Raw genomic sequence first — 18,622 nt, 5'->3', positions numbered from 1 at the left:
ATGCAGGCCGGGCTCTCTTGTATGATATTTCGCAAAGTGAAGGCGCTTTTGAAAAAGCGGAAGACGAGATGCTGACCAACTATTTATCGGTAATCCGGCTGAATGAAAAATTACTTCCTTTGCTTAAATCACAGAAAGAGGCCGCTATTGTAAATGTTTCATCCATTGTTGCTTTTGTTCCCGGCAGCCTGGTAACCTATTCCGCCAGCAAGGCAGCACTTCATTCGTATACCCAATCCTTGCGGGTAGCCTTAAGCAGGACAAGCAAGGTGAAAGTTTTCGAATTGATGCCCCCGCTGGTCGATACTGAATTCTCGGCCCCCATTAACGGGAAAGCCGGGATCCCGCCGTCCAAAGTAGCAGAGGATTTTATAGACGGATTAAAAACAAACAATTATGAAATTCGTGTCGGCAAGACCCAAGACATCTATGAGCTTTATTTAAAATCTCCTGCAGATGCATTGCAGGTAATGCAACCGGAACCGAAGGCGTAATCATAATCTCTGTCAAATTATCCCCGGGTTGCGGGATCTGTCGGCTCTTTACGTCCTGATCAGTATGGATATGCAATTCCTGTTGTGGGAAGGGTATGACAATACCTTCTTTTTTGAACAGGGCATCAATCTACGATCAGGTCGCTCTTGACCGTATTTGAAAGTGCTATATGTTTTGGCCAGAAGATCGCTTCCACTTCCAGGGAACCGTGACTGTATTGCCTGTGCACTTTTTACCATCTTGATAAGTCCGGAGTCTACCGGCTTAAGTTCCTTGCCTACCGCAGCAATTCTCCGGATATAATTTATGATTTCCACGGAATCGGAGGGAAAGTTATATACTGCGGAATCGCCTTGCAGGGAATCGATTTTAACCCTGAAATCCACCAGGGTATTGACATACTCATCCAGGGCCCTTTTCCCCCGCTCTAACTTTTTGGATAATTCCCTCAGGATAGCGGAAGAGACAGCCAGGTTCCTTTGTGTTTGATACGGTCCATTTTTTGTAATTATCCCGTCTTTTACTATTTCGATAGCTGCCTGCGTGTGCGCAACTAGTTTATTGATGCCTGTTGTGTCAACACCACCTTTCAGGAATATTTTGACGCTCTGGCACACCCTTTTTGCGTTGTCCAGAACTTCACGCTGTTGAATGGAGGTTTTGCCCCGGTTGTATACTTCAACGCTTCTGAACGCTTCCTCTCTGCTCATTTTCTGCATGAGGTGAACAAAGTCGCTGTCCTGGGCATAAAGGGCATTGCTTATGGCAAAAAATAAGAGCAGGGTGAAGTATCTCATTTTTACGCTTATTCCTGTTTACATTTATTCCTGATTATTCCTGGGTTGGAGCCTGCTGCCTATGCGGATAAATGTTACTATATTTTAATAATATTGATATGGGGAAATCGGACCGGATTTATAAACTTGTGACAATCGGATCCGGAATTCACCGATCCCTGAACGGCAAATCCTAATTTCGGGGCAAGTAGGACTAACCAAACCATGGGGAGCTTCTGGCTTCGGCGGCATAAGCCCTTGCAACTGCCGGTGGTTATGCTGCCAATTATTTTTGAATTATCTTACCAATCTATCTTACCAATCTCTTTATATGTCTGATCCTGTTAGAAGTGTTAGTAGAAGAAAATTTCAAGGTGTATTAAACATCTTAAGTTTTAACCGCCATTATTATGTATTCGGCCTGGCGGTTTTATTGGTATTGTTTGTTAGCCACTACCTTGTAAAATGGCCGGATCTCCTTTTTGGGATCATTGTAGCAGCGTTTGTGTATGGCCTGATCATGCCATTGCTGGTGTCTGCCTATGTGTATGATTTTTCCGGGTATTATGAGTTGCATTGGATGAATAACCTCATCAGGGACCAGGCAAAAGAGAAGATGATTGTTAATATTAACGCCGGATTTGATGAAACAAGCTTCCTTATTAAAAATAAATTTCCTCAATCCGATTTAAAATCGTTTGATTTTTACAATGCAAAGCAGCATACGGAGCCTGCCATCATAAGAGCGCGAAAAGTAAGTTTGGTCTATCCCGATACGCTGCAAGTGGCATCCGGTTCAATACCATTAAAGGATCGTACCGTTGATATTGTCTTTTTGCTGTCTGCAGTACATGAGATAAGATCACATGAGGAAAAGATCGTATTTTTAAAAGAATGCCACCGGCTTTGCAAACCAGGAGGTAAAGTGATTATGGTAGAGCACTTGCGGGATTTTCCGAATTTTCTGGCATTTTCGGTTGGATTCACTCACTTCTTCTCACGGTCTGTTTGGAAAAATGCGTTTGAACGTGCAGGTTTTGACTCTTTTCAGGAAACCAAATTCACCCCCTTTATGTCGATCTTCGAATGTAGCCCCTAACTTTCGAATTCATTTCCTAACTTAACTTTCGGATGTATCCCCTAACTTTTTATCTATTGACCTGAATAAAGATGGAATTGCAAATTAAGATCATCGGCGGTTTATTTATCCTCTTAGCCATCCTTCATGTTTTCTTCTCAAAATATTTTAACTGGAAGCAGGAGTTGGGTTCATTGAGTTTGATAAACCGTCAAATGATGTATGTCCATATGTTCTTCATTGCTTTTGGAATTTTTCTGTTGGGGCTTCTTTGCCTGACCTCCTCCGATGCGCTTTTACACACACCCTTCGGCAAAAGGGTTTCATTAGGGATAGGAATATGCTGGGCAGTGAGATTATATTTTCAGTTCTTTGTATATTCTACGAAATTATGGAAAGGCAAGACATTTGAGACAATGGTTCATATCCTGTTTTCTGTATTTTGGGCTTATTTTAGTACAATATTTATCCTGGGGTACCTGGTAAGGTAATGGTCAATTTTCAATCGAAATTTAATTATAATACAAAAATGGCTGATGTAACTGCTAATGGTTTTTACTTAACAACCAACTCTATACAATGCACAAAATTCCCTTTATTAAAAAATTCATAACCTGTGTACTTGCGGGGTTGGTAATTGGCGCCTGTACCTTTCGCTTGAGTATTACCTTCTTTAGAACATGGGTCCCTATGAGGTTTTTTTTCATCATCTACCTGTTTACGTTGGTTGCTGCCATTATTTACGCTTTGATATGGCAGGTCCGGAAAACAAACAATCCTGCCACCCTGGCCTTCTGGCAAGGTCTTATCCGGTATGGTGTGGCATTTGACCTTGCCACTTTCGGGTGGGAAAAGATCTGCCATTTGCAGCTTGTGATGCCGGTGAGTAAGTTCGATCTTCCGTATGGCAGCTTTACACCATCCGATTTGTTCTGGACGTTTTTCAGTCACTCCTATCTTTTTGGTTGTATCATAGCCGGAGTTCAAATAGCCGGAGCTATGCTGCTGCTTTTTCGCAGGACAAGACTGGTTGGTGTGTTTATACTTCTGCCCGTGCTCGCAAACGTTTTACTGATGGATATTTTTTATCAGATCGGTGACAGCGTGGTCACCCACGCCTCCATCATGATGTTGGGTGCCTTGTATTTCCTGTTCATAGAATTCAACCGATTAAAGGAATTCTTTTTTGTTGCAAAAGATCAATTGCCTGCACTGAACCTTTCCAGATATTTTAAAATGACAATCCGCCTCTCCATCATTTATATTCCTCTGCTATTAATCGCTTTGCATGGTAAGACAGATAAGTATCCACAGCTCACCGGTAAATATGAAGTGAAACAGCTTAAGATGAATCAGCAGATACTTTATCGGGCCAGTTGTGCTGACAGCATACTTACGGTGGTTTATTTTGATATCAAAAATGGTTGTGTATTTGAATTTAACACACCGCAAAGAAGATGGAACGGTACTTATACCATAGAAAACAATCATCTGGAGATAAGTTGGCGCTCACCAGCAGATAAACCTGTTTTCAGAGGGATGATGCCCCCAGCTAGTGGCTCCGGGAGGTTAATGCTGACAGGAGTGCTTGGGAATGACTCCATGTACATAATACTACAGAAAGTAAGTAAATAGGGCCTTTTTTCCGTTTATTTTTTTGGCGATCGGCTACGGTTTTTTATTTGGTCTGACGAGCTTCCGTATTTCTGCTGCAGATTGGCGATAGCCTCGAATTCATCGAACAATTTGGCGCTCAGCTTTTCAAATATGCCGAAGTAATCGGCATATACCGCATGGCGTTGTTTATCAGGTCGATATATATCGGGCAGTTCGACGGTCAGAGCCGCGTCGTCCAATGATTTGTAGATACCCATTTCGGTGGCGCTTAACAAATAGGCGCCGAAACTTACGCTGTGAGAATTCTTTCGCACGCGCACGGGTTTGTTGAACATGTCGGCAATCATCTGGGTCCAGAAAGGTATGGTGCCAAAACTACCGTTGACCGAAAGGCTTTTGATATTTCGTTGTTCGCCGAGGATTTTACCGATGCTGTATATTTCGTATAGTATGCCTTCGATAGTAGCTCTTACGAAATGATTGCGTTCGTGTTTGATGTTCAGCCCGAAATAAGAGCCCCGGGCGTTGGCATTCCAGATGGGGGCCCTTTCTCCCAGCAAGTATGGCAGGAACAACAGGCCATCCGAACCTGCCGGCACTTTAGACGCCTCTTCGATCAGCTGCAGCATACTGTTCTCCACGTCGTAAGGGTTTGTGAAATCCCCGAATTGCCGGGCAAACCATTCAAAGATAACACCGGCGTTATTGGTGGGTCCGCCGGATACATAGCAATTTTCAGTCAGCAGGTAATTGAAGAAACGCATGCGTTCATCTTTTAATACGGAGGAGCCTATGACCCTTACTGCCCCGCTGTCTTCGATAGTAATGGTGGCTTTTCCTTCGCCTTTCACCCCGTCGCCAAGGGTGGCCAGGCAGCCATCGCTGGAGCCTATGAGTATTTTCGTTTCGGCCGGCAGGCCGAGCGATTGCTGATAGGCTTTTTTCAGTTTGCCGGAGGAGGTAAATACAGACACCAGGTCGGGCAGTTTGGCGGCTGTGATCCCTGCATACTTTAAGGCATCGGGTTCCCAGGCAACCTTATGAATATTCAGCAAACCGGTGGCCGAGGCGATGCTGTGATCCATCATGTACTCCCCCGTCAGCTGGTGGACGATATAGCTTTTAATGGACAGGAATTTGCTGGTGTGCGTGAAGCGTTCTTTATCATGGCGCCTGATCCATGCTATTTTCAGCAGGGGAGACATGGGATGAATGGGCGTACCGGTAGCATCGTACAGGTTTTTGCCGAGCGCCGAGCGGCGTAATTCCTGCGCCTCCTTCTTAGCGCGGTTATCGGCCCAGGTAATAGCGTTGCCGAGCGGATTGCCATTTTTATCAACCGCCAGCACGCTGTGCATGGAGGAGCTAAAACAAATACAGGCCACTTTGCATTTTTTCGGGTGGATAAATTCGTTCAGCAGGTTTTTCAACAGGTACAGGGTGGTAATAAATATCTGCTCCGGGTCCTGCTCGCTGGTGTCTGGCTCGGGATGAAAAGTAGGATGGTAGCCTTTCATGGAACCGATGACGCGGCCGCTGAGATCGAAAGCAAAGACGCGTACCCCGTTGGTGCCTAATTCGATCGTTATGATGCATTTCATGTTTACCGTAATTATTTATTGCGCAAATGATTTTTTCTGAATTCGCTGGGTCTGTAGCCCGTGAGTTTTTTAAACGTAGTTGAAAAATGCTGTGAGGAATAGAATCCGGTGTCGAGCGCTATGTCGGTGACGCTGATCTCGGGCCGCTTCAGGAGCCTGATGGCTTCGGAAATACGAATATTGATCAGGTAATTGATCGGTGGAAAACCAGAATAGCTCTTTACCTTTTCGTTGAACAGGGTAGTGCTCAGTCCGACCATGGCTGCCATTTCTTCCACCGTCCATTGATGGGCCAGGTTCCGTCGCAGCATGTCTTCCAGGTGCATAAAGGTCTTTGGAAAGTCGCGGCCGGAATGGCTTTGCCGTGTCATTTGCCGGGTGGCCAATATCACCAGCTCGTCCAGCTGGTGATTGATCCGCGTCTGGTAGCCTATTTCCTGGCCGAACAGTTCCGCGTGGATGCATTTGAGTATTTTGCCCGCCTCGCTGAACCTGGACAATACGGGAGCGCTGTTTAACGACAGTATTTTGCCGATGGCGGCGCCCTCAGCCTCTGGTAAACCACTCCATTTGCCCGGAGCCATACCTCCGCTTTCCTGCTTTTGCATACCTATGTGGATCCAGGTAAAGGCGCCGATCTCGAGCAGCCCGGCGTAGCTGCCGAACCTGGCGCCGGGCAATACCAGGACTGTGTCGGAAGGAAAAAGGACATATGGCTGATGATCGATGCACCATTCGTACCTGCCTTCCATTATATAATATATCCTGATGCCTTCTGTGGCCGTTACGAGAAAGGAATTGAGCTGGATAGCGCCATTCTTTTTCATGCCCACTTCCAATATATGCGGGAACAAGCGTAATTCTGCCGACCTGCCTTGTTGTAGCACAAATTGATTCATATAGCTTTATCTAATCCAGATGCAATCTTCCTTTTACCGGAGCTTGCATAAAGGAAAGGAATTTATTTGTTGTGTATGTTCAAAATTCAACAATGTTTTTTTTTGGAAGTTTTTAAATAGAATAGGGAATAATTTGCCGGAACAAAGATTGCTAACCAAAACAACTGGCTATATGAAAAAACACCCCAATCGCAGGCCTGCCGCCTTCACCAGGCTTTGGCTCCTGCTGGTTCTTCTTTTATTTTTCTCCTTTGTTCAGGCCCAAACGGTCACGGGCACGGTGTCGGATGAAAAAGGTACGAAACTTTCCCGTGTTTCTGTAATAGTAAAAGGCACTTCACAGGGGACTACCACAGACAATGATGGCAATTTCAGCGTTTCTGCCGCGGGCAATGCCACCCTTATTTTCAGCATAGTAGGGTATAGGATTACGGAGATGAAAATTGCCGGTCGCAGGGTAGTGAATGTATCGATGCCGGCCGACAGCCGGAACCTGGATGAAGTCATCGTAACGGCCCTGGGCATCAAGAGACAGTCCCGGGGATTGGGCTATTCCGCCACCATTGTCAAACCCGAAGAGCTGACCGTAAACCGGACCAGCAATGTAATGAATGCCCTTCAAGGCAAGGTGGCCGGTGTGAACATCTCATCCCTTGGCACAGGGCCGGGTGGCAGCTCTAAAATCCGGATCCGTGGACAATCGTCGCTGTCCGGACAAAATAATCCGCTGATCGTCATCAATGGGGTGCCGGTGGACAATACCAATTTCAACGATAATACCATTAGCGTAAAAGGTGGTGGCGTATTTGCAGACGGGGGCGATGGTCTGTCGAGCATCAATCCCGATGATATTGAAAGCATGACCATTTTGAAAGGGGCACCGGCATCGGCACTCTATGGCTCGCGTGCCAAGGACGGCGTGATCATGATCACGACTAAAACGAAGGGGAAGACGAAAGGCATCGGTGTAACGTATAATCTCAACTATACGAATGATACGCCACTGGATTATACCGATTACCAGCAGGTATATGGCCAGGGAGAGAATGGCGTTCGTCCTGCGACGGCTAATCCTACTTCGGGAGAATGGTCTTTCGGAGAGAAGTTCACACCTGGCATGACACAGGTCCTGTTCAATAATCTTACCTTACCCTATGAGGCCCAGGGCAAAAGAACCAACGCATTCTACCGCCATGGTCAGAATATAGCCAATACAGTGGCCTTGGAGACCAGTAATGACAAAGGGGGCCTACGTCTGTCCCTGAACAATACGGACAACCGGGGCATTATGCCCAACAATACCTTCAACCGCAAGTCCATGAACCTGGGCTACAACTACAACTTGTCGGAGCAATTGAACTTGTCCGGCAACATCAATTATTCCAGGGAGATCAATAGGAACCCGCCGAATGTCACCAATCAGGACAACTCCATTCCCACCACGTTGATGGCATTGTCGAATTCGATGCCGCTGAGTGTGCTCAATGCCAACAAGTACAATGCCGCCGGCAACGAATATCCCTGGTCCAGATTCACCAACCGCACCAATCCATTCTGGGTGCTGGCCGAGCAGTTCCATACTATTAAACGGGACCGCATCTTCGGCAATGTAGCGTTGAAGTACAACCTGCTTCCCTGGCTCAGCGTACAGGGGCGCTTCGGTCAGGATTACTGGTCGCGCGATGAAGATGTCAATAATTTCCCTACGGGGCAGGCATCGAGGGCGGCGGCGCCTACCGGCTTCGTCAACGGCCTGTATACGCAGGAATCGCGCCGGTTCCGGGAAACGAACCTGGATTTTCTGGTGAATGCAAATAGAAAATTCGGCGATCTGGAAGTGAACCTTAATGGCGGCGGCAACCGTATGCGCAAACGCATCGACATCAACAACGTTGTGGTAACGGATTTTATCGTCAAGGGTTTGTACACCGTGCAGAACGGCAGGGCAAAGGACCCGGTATATACGCTGACCGAACAGGGAGTCAACTCTCTGTATAGCTCAGCCGAACTGAACTGGAAGCGAACCTTTTATTTGACAGGCACGGTGCGGAACGACTGGTTTTCCACCCTTTCCCCTGACAAACGGAGCATTTTATACCCCTCCATTTCGGGTAGCTATGTATTTTCGGAGCACTTGCCCAAATCAAGCTGGCTGGACTTCGGTAAAGTGCGCCTGGGGTATGCGGAAGTGGGCAGCGACGGCGATGTGGCTCCATACGCCGACCAGTTATTTTACACGGTGAATGCCAATTTCATAAACAACCCCAGCAATGTACCGGTACCGGTAGGGACCAGCAATATCAGTAACAATGTCACCGGTACCACTTTGCCCAACCCGAACCTAAAGCCCAGCCGTGTTGCAGAGACGGAAGTGGGGGTGGAGCTGCGCATGTTCAACAGCCGCGTGAATGTAGACCTGGCGGCTTACCGGAAGATCACGAGGGACCAGATCGTGTCAGTGCAGATATCCGACGCATCGGGCTATTTCAATACGCCGATCAACAGCGGGAAGAGCAGCAATTACGGGTTGGAAGCCATGCTGAACCTGGTGCCTGTTAAAACCAGGGCTTTTAGTTGGGAATTCACGGCCAATACTTCCTACAATAAGACCAAGGTGCTGAGTATCATTACCAGCAAACCGGGTGAGCGCATTACCACGGGCACGCATGTGTTCAATGGCGAGACGAGACAGGTGGTGGGCGAAGAGATCGGGCAGATCGCGGGGTACGGTTATGCACGCGACGTAAAGGGGCAAAGGATATTCCAATCCAACGGATTGCCTCAGCGTACTGCCAACTTGGTGCTGTTTGGCAGTGCATTGCCCAAATGGGTAGGTGGCTTCCTGAACACTTTTAGCTACAAAGGAATCAACCTGACGGTATTCATCGATTACAAGCTGGGTAATAAAATATTGTCGGGCACTAATTTCAATGCGATTCGGGAAGGCCTGCACAAGATGACGCTCGAAGGCCGCGAAGGTGGTGTGAAAGGTGTAGGCGTGGATGCCAGCGGAGCCCCTAACACCAAGGTAGCACCCGTGCAGACGTATTGGGAGCATCTGCGCTCGCAGCAGATAGTGGAATCCGTCATTTACAACGGCGGTTACTGGAAGCTGCGCCAGCTGAGCCTGGGATATGACCTTACCAAATATCTTCCCGCCAAATGGCCTGTCAAGGGGCTAAAGCTCGACCTGGTAGCCAATAATGTGCTGATGATCAAGAAATGGGTGGACAACATCGATCCTGAGACATTTAGCTTTGGCTCGGATAACCAGGTGGGCCTTGAATCTCCCGGTCTGCCTACTACCCGCAGTTTTGGTCTGAATTTGAATGTTAAATTCTAACACTACCGATCATGAAAAAGATTTTAAGCTATAGTTTATCGTTTATATGCTGCCTATTCACTATCACCTCCTGCGACAAAGGGCTGTCGGATCTGAATGTGAACAAGACCAGCCCGACTTATCTGGACCCGGCCCTCTTATTGAACCAGGCGGTCATTAATACCTCCTTCCCTGTAAAGTCGCTGGTTTTCGAGATGGGTATTGTACAGCAGATGATATCTCCCAATGGTGGGGTGCTCGCCGGCGCCAATTTCAACCAGGACAGCCGGGACGTGACCACCCAGCCTTTGTGGGCCGTCTACTATCAAAGCGTGATCAAGAACACCTATGATGCGCTGCAACGTACAAAGGACATTCCGGCGAGAAGCAATATGTACAATATGTTACGGATCTACCAGGCGTATGTCTACATGATCCTGACGGATGAATATGGAGACATACCCTATACGGAGGGGGGGGCTGGTCTTGCAAAACAGCTCTTGCTTCCCAAATACGATGCGCAGCAGGCTATTTACCCTAGGATCATACAGGAGCTGACAGAGGCTGCAGCGGCCCTGGACGCAGCAGGCACGATTGAGATCCTGGATGTGCTGTATGCAGGCAATATAGGCAGGTGGAAAAAATTCGCCAATTCCCTACTACTGCGCGCGGGCATGCGACTGATAAAGATAGACCCAGCCATAGCGCAAAGCACGGTACAGGCGGCCGTTGCAGGCGGCGTCATTACCACCAATGAGGACAATGCCTATATACGTCATGATGCCAACTTCACCCAGCCCATCGGAAGCACACTCAACGGCAGCGAGGCAGCGAATTTCTACCTGACCAAGCCGTTCATAGACCAGCTGAAGAGCACAAATGACCCCCGTCTGCAAGCAATTGCCATAAGGTACGTGGGCGCCGCCAGCGGGGCCGGGCAAACAGTGGCCGCCGGCAGCACCGATCCCGCCAAACAAATAGGCATGCCCATGGGGAAAGACAATGGCACGGTTGTAGCTGCCGCCCAGGCAGACGGGCTGGCAAGCTTTTACGATTACAGCCAGCTGGACCGCCGCAGGATGGTGAAGATATCCTCTCCCGTGTTCCTGGTGACTGCCGCGCAAACCAACCTGCTGCTGGCCGAAGCCCGTTTCAGGGGATGGATTACCACCGGAACGACGGACCAATATTTTCAGGATGGCATCAGAGCACATATGGATCAATTGGGAGTATACGATGCCAATTCCACCGTTCCGGGCGGCGACCGCGATTTTTACGTCCTTTCGAACCCGTTGACAGCAGGCAATGAATTGGAACAGATCAATACACAGTACTGGATAGCTTCTTTTTTGAACGGTCCCGAAGCCTTCGCCAATTTCAGAAGAAGCGGGTTCCCGTCCCTGACGCCTAACCCATATGGACAACCTAATAATCCGGATGTGCCCAATGGCACATTTATCAGGAGATTGACCTATCCAACGTCGGAACTTAGCGTGAATACAACCAACGTGAATGAAGCGATCGCACGGCAGGGTGCCGACAAGCTCGGTACCCGGATGTGGTGGGATAAACCATAGAAGGAGGCCGAGCAAGTATAATACAGACAGGAACTTCGGGGCGCCGTGCCCTCCGAAGACTTAAAGACATTTTATGAGCAAGGAAAAGAAATGGAGAAGTTATGACTGGTTCGGCAAATCGGACAAGATGGGATTTGTGCACCGATCCTGGTTCCGTACACAGGGTTATCCGGACGACTATTTTATTGACAGACCAGTGATAGGGATCTGTAATACCTGGAGCGAGCTGACACCTTGTAACGGACATCTGAGAGATTTTGCGGAGGTGGTAAAAAGAGGCGTGATAGAGGCCAGGGGGTTCCCGGTAGAGTTCCCTGTTACCTCGCTGGGGGAGACGGTGATGCGTCCCACATCCATGCTCTTCCGCAACCTGGCCAGTATGGATGTGGAAGAAAGTATCCGCGCCAACCCACTCGATGGCGTGGTGCTGCTTACGGGGTGCGACAAGACGACTCCTTCCACCTTAATGGGCGCCTGCAGTGTGGATCTGCCTACCATTATTGTCCCCGGCGGTCCTATGCTGAACGGACGATTTCGCGGAGAATGTATCGGCAGCGGCTCCTTCAACTGGCTGATCAAGGAGAAACAGGGCCTGGAAAATTATACGCCGGAAGATATACACGAAGTGGAAACCGGCGTAGCCCGCAGCCAGGGACATTGCATGACGATGGGTACCGCCAGTTCGATGGCCTGCATGGCCGAATCGTTGGGATTGACCCTGCCCGGGGCCGCCGCAATTCCGGCGGTGGATGCCCGCAAAAAAGTGATGGCGCAGTTAAGCGGTCGCCGCATAGTGGAAATGGTAAGGGAAGACCTGAAATTATCCCGTCTGCTCACCCGCCACGCTTTTGAAAATTCGATCGTCATTAATTCAGCTATAGGCGGTTCCACCAATTTTATATTACACTTATTAGCTATAGCGGGCAGGATAGGCGTGCCACTGACGCTGGAGGATTTTGATGCCATCGGCAGCAAGGTGCCATTGTTGCTAAACCTGAAACCATCAGGCAAATACCTGATGGAAGACTTTTATTACGCCGGCGGATTGCCGGTGATCATCCGGGAAATGAAGTCCTGGCTGCATAACGATGCCCTTACCGTAAATGGGAAAAGCATCGGTGACAATTGTGCCGTTGCCCCCTGTTACAATACGGATGTGATCGCAACGAAGGAGAAACCATTACAGCAGGCAGCAGGCATGGCAGTGCTGAAAGGCAATCTGTGCGAGAATGGCGCAGTCATCAAACCATCCGCCGCATCACCGCATTTACTGAAACACCGGGGCCGGGCGGTGGTTTTCGAAAGCATCGAAGATTATCATGCCCGTATAGATGACCCCGGCCTGGATATCGACGCATCCTGCGTGATCGTATTGAAAGGCGTGGGGCCGGTGGGTTATCCCGGTATGCCTGAAGTGGGCAATGTAGATCTTCCCATGAAGTTACTGCAAAAGGGAGTAAAAGATATGGTGCGCATTTCGGATGGCCGTATGAGCGGAACGGCCGGGGGTACGGTGGTATTGCATGTGTCGCCCGAGTCGTCGGTGGGGGGTGTGCTGGGGCTGGTGGAGAATGGAGATATGATCGAGCTGGATGTAGCGGCCAGGAAGCTGCATCTGGATATTTCCGAAGAGGAGCTGGCCCTTCGGAAGGCGCGATGGCGGCAGCCGGCGCCGATGGCGGTCCGTGGATATGTGAGGTTTTATATAGATCATGTGGAGCAGGCACATCTCGGCGTCGACCTCGATCATTTACGGGGTGGTTCGGGGGCGGATGTGGGGAGAGACCTGCATTAGATCACCGTTTCCAGACCACGCGATTGTTACCTTAGCTATTAGCGGTTTGTTGGTTATTCGGGTTCGTAAGTAAGTTCAACGACTCCCGATTTGTAAACATTAGTATTTATTAATTTCAATCCAATTCGCTCTTTTAAATCTTCAAACAAAGGCTTTCCCCTTCCCAAAACCACAGGGTGTACAGATATTTTATAAAGGTCAATCAGCCCTAAATGAATAAATGTCTTTATGAGGTTTGCACCTCCGTATAGCCAAATGTCTTTTCCGTCCTGGTTTTTAATTTCTGTTACCTTATCAGCTATATCAGAATTGATGAAAGTAGCTTTGTCATCATGTCTGTTTTGGCTCGAAAAAACGAATTTATTTTTAGAATGTATGCCTTGCCACATCATTTTTTCTGCCGGACTTGTATTTTCGTCGGGTTGAAAATTTCCCCAGGCGTCATAACTCACTCTGCCGTAAAACATCGTGTCTATACTTGAAACGAAAGCATCAAAATTCATATCATCCTCCATTATACACCAATTAATTTCCCCGTTTGGTCCTTCTATAAACCCGTCTAAAGTAACTGCTAAATTTAAAATTACTTTTTTCATATAAACTTTTTTTCAGCAAAGGTAAAGGTTGATTGTCGCAAAGCCACCCTCGTATTGGCGTGAATCCACCCGACGCAAGAAATCTGTCCGTTTTAACTTTGATAAATCTTTAATCTAACAGCAAACAAACATGAACAGTATCAGCAACACGATCGCCGGACTTGAGCTGGCGCAAATCGGCTGGGTGGTCCCGGACATAAACGCTGCCGTAAAATTCCTGACGAGCGCCCTGGGCATCGCTGGCTTTCCCCAACCGGAACGTTTCCGCGCGCAGGACCTGGACATGACCTACTATGGCAAGGCTGTGGCCGGTGAATGGCTAACCACTCAAACTTATAACGGAGGTACATTCATCGAACTCATCCAGCCCGTTTCCGGTCAAAGCATGTTTCATGATTACCTTGCCAAGTATCCCGCAGGGGGCACACAGCACCTTGCCTTCCGTTTGCCAGTTAGCGATTTCAACCGGGTCATCAGCGAACTTCGCGAACAAGGGTATGCGATCATCAGCGAAGTGGACCATCCAATTGCACGGATGGCTTTTTTCGATACCTACCAGACGCTAGGCGTAGCTACCGAGATTATGGGGATCACGCCGGAAGGATGGACCGCTATCGAACAAATGAAGAAGGGCAGGTGAGTGTCGGGGAATTGGTTCGAACCTTTCACCTTTAGCTGACGGCGTCCAATTTCTTTATCATCTGGGAAATTTGCCTTATTTTTCGCTCCTATGTGGAGACGGCGCCCCCTGACATGTGTATTTGTAATGGTATTCGTATGGATGTTGAGTTATACGAATGGCCTTCGGGCACAGGGGCGCCCCATGAGGGAATACCGATCCGGTACGGTAACGATAATGCTGAGACAGAGCCAAACATTGCAGAAGAAAGTAAGACCTATCCTGATGCCCTACCCTGCGGTAAGCCTTGCTCCGCAGAGCGCGAGGCATGGGGTGGTTCTAGCCGGGGCTATTTCTCTCAGCATCGATATTGTAGATTCTTATTGCGGTAGCTACAACGGAAGTGTGTTGGTGCATGCCAATGGAGGGACGCCGCCCTATACCTATTCTTTTGATGGAGCGCCTTACCAGAGTAGTGCGTTGTATGTGACCGATGGCCCTTTCAATCATTCCGTAAGCGTAAAAGATGCGACGGGGCAGATTGTCTCGCAGACGGTGTATGTAGGTAATAACGGCTATGGACCTGTTGTGAATGCTGTGGCATATACACAGCCTACGGGTTGTAGTGCCACCGATGCGACGATAACGCTACAGGGCACAGGCGGTACCCCCCCGTATCAATATAGCATGGATTTCAAGAATTGGCAGACGTCTCCGACTTTTGCGGGGCTTGCCTATGGCTGGTACTATTTCTGGGCCAAAGATGCCAGCGGTTGTGTGAGCAATGGATTATGGTGGCCATGGGGCAGTTGTATATCCGGAGGCGGCTCCATCTCGGGGTATTCTTGTGGTAATTCGGGTTCCATGTCATTCACAGAAATCGATAATGGTATTCTCACAGGACCTTTCGAATATAGTCTTGATGGCGTCAACTGGCAGAACAATGGGAATTTTAATGGCCTTGCCCCAGGGGTGGTCATATTGCAAATTAAGGATAATACGGGAAAGATAGGTTTTTTTGAGTTTGTTATCTTATATGGTTGCCAACTGACGCTGACGGCCACGATCACGGACGCTGCCTACGGGCAGAGTAATGGACAGATCGTCGCAACTGCCACTAACGGCACCGGGCCATACGGGTATTCCATCGATGGATTGAACTTCCAGAACAGCGGGACTTTCACTGGGTTGCCCGCTGGCACTTATACAGTATGGGTACATGATCTGGGGGGCACCCTCGTATCGACGACGGCAGAGGTGATGAATAACTGTCCTACCGTGACGGCAGCAGTTGCGGATGCCTTTTGCGGCAACAACGACGGGACCATTACGGCATTGGGTCAAAAGGGCAGGACGCCTTATACTTTTTCTATTGATGGGGTAAATTTTCGGAGTAATCCGGTATTCTCTCCATTGGCGCCAGGGAATTATACCATCACTATAAAGGATGCGGACGGGTTCAAGGCTACTACAACGGCTACAGTAGGCGACAACTGTCTGCACGCGAGCGCAAGTCCGACGAATACCACCTGTGGGCATGCCAACGGAGCGATCAACGCCGGCGGAACAGGCGGCACACCTCCTTATTCCTTTTCCATTGGCGGCGCATATCAGACAAGCCCGTATTTCAACAATCTTATGGCCGGACCTTATACGCTGACCGTAAAGGATCAGACCGGTAAAACCCGACCTGTCTCCGTGACGCTGACCGATGCCGCGGGGCCGGCTATGACAGTGGGCATGCACCCTGTTGATTGTAATGGCCAGGGCGGCTCGGTTACCGCCAACGCGAGAGGTGGTACTTCCCCGCTGACCTACAGTAGCGATGGGAATAATTATGGGTCCGGTAATGTATTCACCGGGGCGGAAGGGAATTATACGCTGTATGTAAAGGACGCCAATGGATGTATCGCTACGCAGCCCGCGATGATTACCCAAGCTTGTCTTCGTCTGGTGGTTACCCAAAAAAACGTGAGCTGCATACAAAATGATGGAGAGTTCGATGTGACCGCGAGCGGTGGCACACCTGCCTATAAATATTCTATTGACAATGGGGCGACCTGCAGCCAGGGGCGGTATTTTCGGGAATGGCGCCGGGAAATTACACGATCCTTGTTCAGGATGCAACCGGACTGTCGAACAGTGTCCCCGTGCAACTGGCCAGAGTTTGCATTACCGGAGCATCGACGGTACTGGATGCCAGCTGCAGTCTAAACAACGGTAGTATCACGGTGCTGGCTTCGGGTGGAACCGCTCCGTATACCTACTCGATCGACGGGGTGCATTTCCTGGCGGATGTGGTGATTGGACTCCTGGCGCCGGGCAATTATACGGTACAAATAAAGGATGCAAATGGATTTCGCGGCGTCGCAACGGCATCGATCGTCGCCATCCCGCATCCTTCGATCGCATTGCAGACGATGGCTGCCTCCTGCTCCAATGATGATGGTGTCATAGACGTCAGTGCAAGAGGAGGGACGCCGCCTTATCAATACATGATCGATCAGGGTGCGGCTATGCCCGGCGGGCATTTCTCCGGGGTGTCGACAGGAGATCATCAGGCTATCATCATGGATACGAGGGGATGTATTGAAAAAGAAACGACGGTAGTGGCGCTGGACAATACAGTGACCGCCAGTATCCCTATCTCTGCGCCTTTTTGTGAAGGCAGGAAAGTATTGCTGGCTGCGGTATCGAATGCAAAGAGCTTTGTCTGGACGCCGGCAGATGGGTTAAACAAGACCAATATATTGACGCCGGAGGCCGGTCCATCGGCGACGACGGTGTATTTTCTAACGGCCAGCACGGGTATCTGCCAGCAGACGGTTGACGTAACGGTAACAGTCAATCCCGCTCCTATAGCGGATGCAGGGAAGGAGGACACCATTTGTTATGGCGCCTCTACCCAACTGCATGGAAGTGGGGGCGATTACTACAGCTGGACGCCTGCTATTTATCTGACCGACCCGAATGTGCCTGATCCCGGTGTAAACGGCCCTTTGAATACAACGACGTATAACCTGACGGTGACGGATGGCAAGGGCTGCACCTCTTTGCAAAGCGATGCTGTCGTTGTCAAAGTGACGCCGCCGGCTGCAATCCGGATCGGGAATGATACCAGTATCCTCGCGGGGCAGCCGGTGTCCATGAATGTGGAGGATATTAACGGGAGTGGTTTTGAATCATTCAGGTGGACACCTGCAACAGGACTCGACAACGCCGCCATCCGTGATCCGGTAGCAAGCCCGGAGGGGAGCGTCACCTATACTGTGTTAGCCAGTACGGCTGCGGGTTGCCGGGCGTTGGGCAAGCGGTCGGTCAAGGTGTACAGCGTATCGGATATCTTTGTTCCGAACGCGTTTACGCCCAATGGGGATGGACATAATGATGTGTTACATGCCAGGCCGGTGGGGATCAGGGAATTCAAATACTTTGCGATCTTCAATCGCTGGGGGCAGCGGATATTTTATACAGCAGACCCTTCGATAGGGTGGGATGGAAGTACAGGAGGGCGTTATCTTAACGGGGCGACCTATGTATGGATGGCAGCGGGGATAGATTATAGAGGAGTGTTGCTGGAGCGCAAGGGGACAGTAATCATAGTGAGGTAGTTTAATAGCATCATTTTTTAGATTTGCCGGATTACTCATACAAATTCTCAAATATGTGGTTTTCGCGACCTGATAAACAACAAACCGCTTTAGACAATGCTCCCTATATTTTTCCCTATTTCTTCGATCTGAAAAAGATAAAATTAACCTGGCGTACGATTTTATTTATTTTCGACGGAATATCTTAATCCGATCGAAGACCTTCACGGATCAGTAAAAATAATGAAAGAAAATAACCTGCGATTTGTGTTCAATGGAGACGCCTCCGAAATAGCACTTTCCATGGGTATGGAGGTCGGAGTTAGCAAATTGGATTGGTTCAATAAATCTGATGCTGATTTTGGATACGTTTGGCCGACCAGGATTGCGCGAAGCAAAATTGATAATAGGTTTTACGGCCAAGGGATACGAATGGGAAATTTTATCTTGGATCCAACGGGTAAACAGAGGATCGATGCGTTCGGTAACGAAGAAAACGGTAAAGCCCCGACCTAAAGATACTACCACGTCGAGATCGGAGCGGGGAAAGGGATTGCGGCTCGTCAGTTGCTTGGTCTTGCCACGAATCCCCTTATAGCTGTCGAACCTGATAAGCGCCTGGCAAATTTTCTTCGCGAGACCATTCCAAATAAAGCG

14 protein-coding genes are annotated in these 18,622 nt (G+C 49.0%); 10 read left to right on the top strand and 4 right to left on the bottom strand.

Features of this window, described 5'->3' with window-relative positions; genetic code table 11:
• Positions 1 to 494, top strand: a 494-nt coding sequence (locus ACX0G9_RS28850; RefSeq protein ID WP_459068456.1) for an SDR family NAD(P)-dependent oxidoreductase, incomplete at its 5' end; no start/stop codon positions are given.
• Between the two features lie 48 nt (positions 495 to 542).
• Here ACX0G9_RS28850 and ACX0G9_RS28845 read toward each other — a convergent pair.
• Entirely contained in the window at positions 543 to 1,292 is a 750-nt protein-coding gene (locus ACX0G9_RS28845) for a hypothetical protein (protein ID WP_459068455.1), read from the bottom strand.
• A 310-nt stretch (positions 1,293 to 1,602) separates the two neighbouring features.
• Between ACX0G9_RS28845 and ACX0G9_RS28840 the strand changes: the two genes are divergently transcribed.
• Together ACX0G9_RS28840 and ACX0G9_RS28835 are read left to right on the top strand one after the other, a co-directional pair.
• On the top strand, positions 1,603 to 2,370 hold the full coding sequence (locus ACX0G9_RS28840; protein ID WP_459068454.1) for a class I SAM-dependent methyltransferase: 768 nt from the start codon (positions 1,603 to 1,605) through the stop codon (positions 2,368 to 2,370).
• A gap of 669 nt (positions 2,371 to 3,039) precedes the next feature.
• On the top strand, positions 3,040 to 3,984 hold the full coding sequence (locus ACX0G9_RS28835; protein WP_459068453.1) for a hypothetical protein: 945 nt from the start codon (positions 3,040 to 3,042) through the stop codon (positions 3,982 to 3,984).
• 14 nt (positions 3,985 to 3,998) lie between these two features.
• On the opposite strand, the gene ACX0G9_RS28830 is transcribed toward ACX0G9_RS28835, so the two are convergent.
• Positions 3,999 to 5,567, bottom strand: a complete 1,569-nt coding sequence (locus tag ACX0G9_RS28830; protein WP_459068452.1) for a gluconokinase — start codon at positions 5,565 to 5,567, stop codon at positions 3,999 to 4,001.
• A gap of 11 nt (positions 5,568 to 5,578) precedes the next feature.
• Positions 5,579 to 6,466, bottom strand: coding sequence for a helix-turn-helix domain-containing protein (locus ACX0G9_RS28825; RefSeq protein ID WP_459068451.1), 888 nt, complete (start codon positions 6,464 to 6,466; stop codon positions 5,579 to 5,581).
• 172 nt (positions 6,467 to 6,638) lie between these two features.
• On the opposite strand from ACX0G9_RS28825, the gene ACX0G9_RS28820 reads away from it, so the two are divergent.
• The 3 genes from ACX0G9_RS28820 to ACX0G9_RS28810 all read left to right on the top strand — a co-directional run bounded on the left by ACX0G9_RS28820 (position 6,639) and on the right by ACX0G9_RS28810 (position 13,160).
• Positions 6,639 to 9,809 (top strand): SusC/RagA family TonB-linked outer membrane protein, encoded by a 3,171-nt coding sequence (locus ACX0G9_RS28820; protein ID WP_459068450.1) that lies wholly within the window; start codon positions 6,639 to 6,641, stop codon positions 9,807 to 9,809.
• A gap of 11 nt (positions 9,810 to 9,820) precedes the next feature.
• Positions 9,821 to 11,365: a SusD/RagB family nutrient-binding outer membrane lipoprotein gene (locus ACX0G9_RS28815; protein WP_459068449.1), complete on the top strand. Its 1,545-nt coding sequence runs from the start codon at positions 9,821 to 9,823 to the stop codon at positions 11,363 to 11,365.
• A gap of 73 nt (positions 11,366 to 11,438) precedes the next feature.
• Positions 11,439 to 13,160: an IlvD/Edd family dehydratase gene (locus ACX0G9_RS28810; protein WP_459068448.1), complete on the top strand. Its 1,722-nt coding sequence runs from the start codon at positions 11,439 to 11,441 to the stop codon at positions 13,158 to 13,160.
• Positions 13,161 to 13,213: 53 nt separating this feature from the next.
• Here the strand turns inward: ACX0G9_RS28810 and ACX0G9_RS28805 are convergent, their stop codons facing one another.
• A complete protein-coding gene (locus tag ACX0G9_RS28805; RefSeq protein WP_459068447.1) occupies positions 13,214 to 13,756 on the bottom strand; it encodes a dihydrofolate reductase family protein in 543 nt (180 codons plus the stop codon).
• 130 nt (positions 13,757 to 13,886) lie between these two features.
• On the opposite strand from ACX0G9_RS28805, the gene ACX0G9_RS28800 reads away from it, so the two are divergent.
• The 4 genes from ACX0G9_RS28800 to ACX0G9_RS28785 all read left to right on the top strand — a co-directional run bounded on the left by ACX0G9_RS28800 (position 13,887) and on the right by ACX0G9_RS28785 (position 18,481).
• Positions 13,887 to 14,396: a VOC family protein gene (locus ACX0G9_RS28800; RefSeq protein WP_459068446.1), complete on the top strand. Its 510-nt coding sequence runs from the start codon at positions 13,887 to 13,889 to the stop codon at positions 14,394 to 14,396.
• A gap of 126 nt (positions 14,397 to 14,522) precedes the next feature.
• Complete coding sequence (locus tag ACX0G9_RS28795) at positions 14,523 to 16,589, top strand: SprB repeat-containing protein (protein ID WP_459068445.1); 2,067 nt, start codon at positions 14,523 to 14,525, stop codon at positions 16,587 to 16,589.
• Positions 16,526 to 17,986, top strand: a complete 1,461-nt coding sequence (locus ACX0G9_RS28790; protein WP_459068444.1) for a T9SS type B sorting domain-containing protein — start codon at positions 16,526 to 16,528, stop codon at positions 17,984 to 17,986. The genes ACX0G9_RS28795 and ACX0G9_RS28790 overlap by 64 nt, the downstream gene beginning before the upstream one ends.
• Before the next feature lie 222 nt (positions 17,987 to 18,208).
• Positions 18,209 to 18,481, top strand: coding sequence for a hypothetical protein (locus ACX0G9_RS28785; protein WP_459068443.1), 273 nt, complete (start codon positions 18,209 to 18,211; stop codon positions 18,479 to 18,481).
• Positions 18,482 to 18,622 lie beyond the last annotated feature (141 nt).

The sequence above is a fragment of the Flavitalea flava genome, from assembly GCF_054461575.1.
The sequence above is the reverse complement of the archived record's forward strand: the minus strand, read 5'-3'. Positions and strand labels throughout refer to the sequence as shown.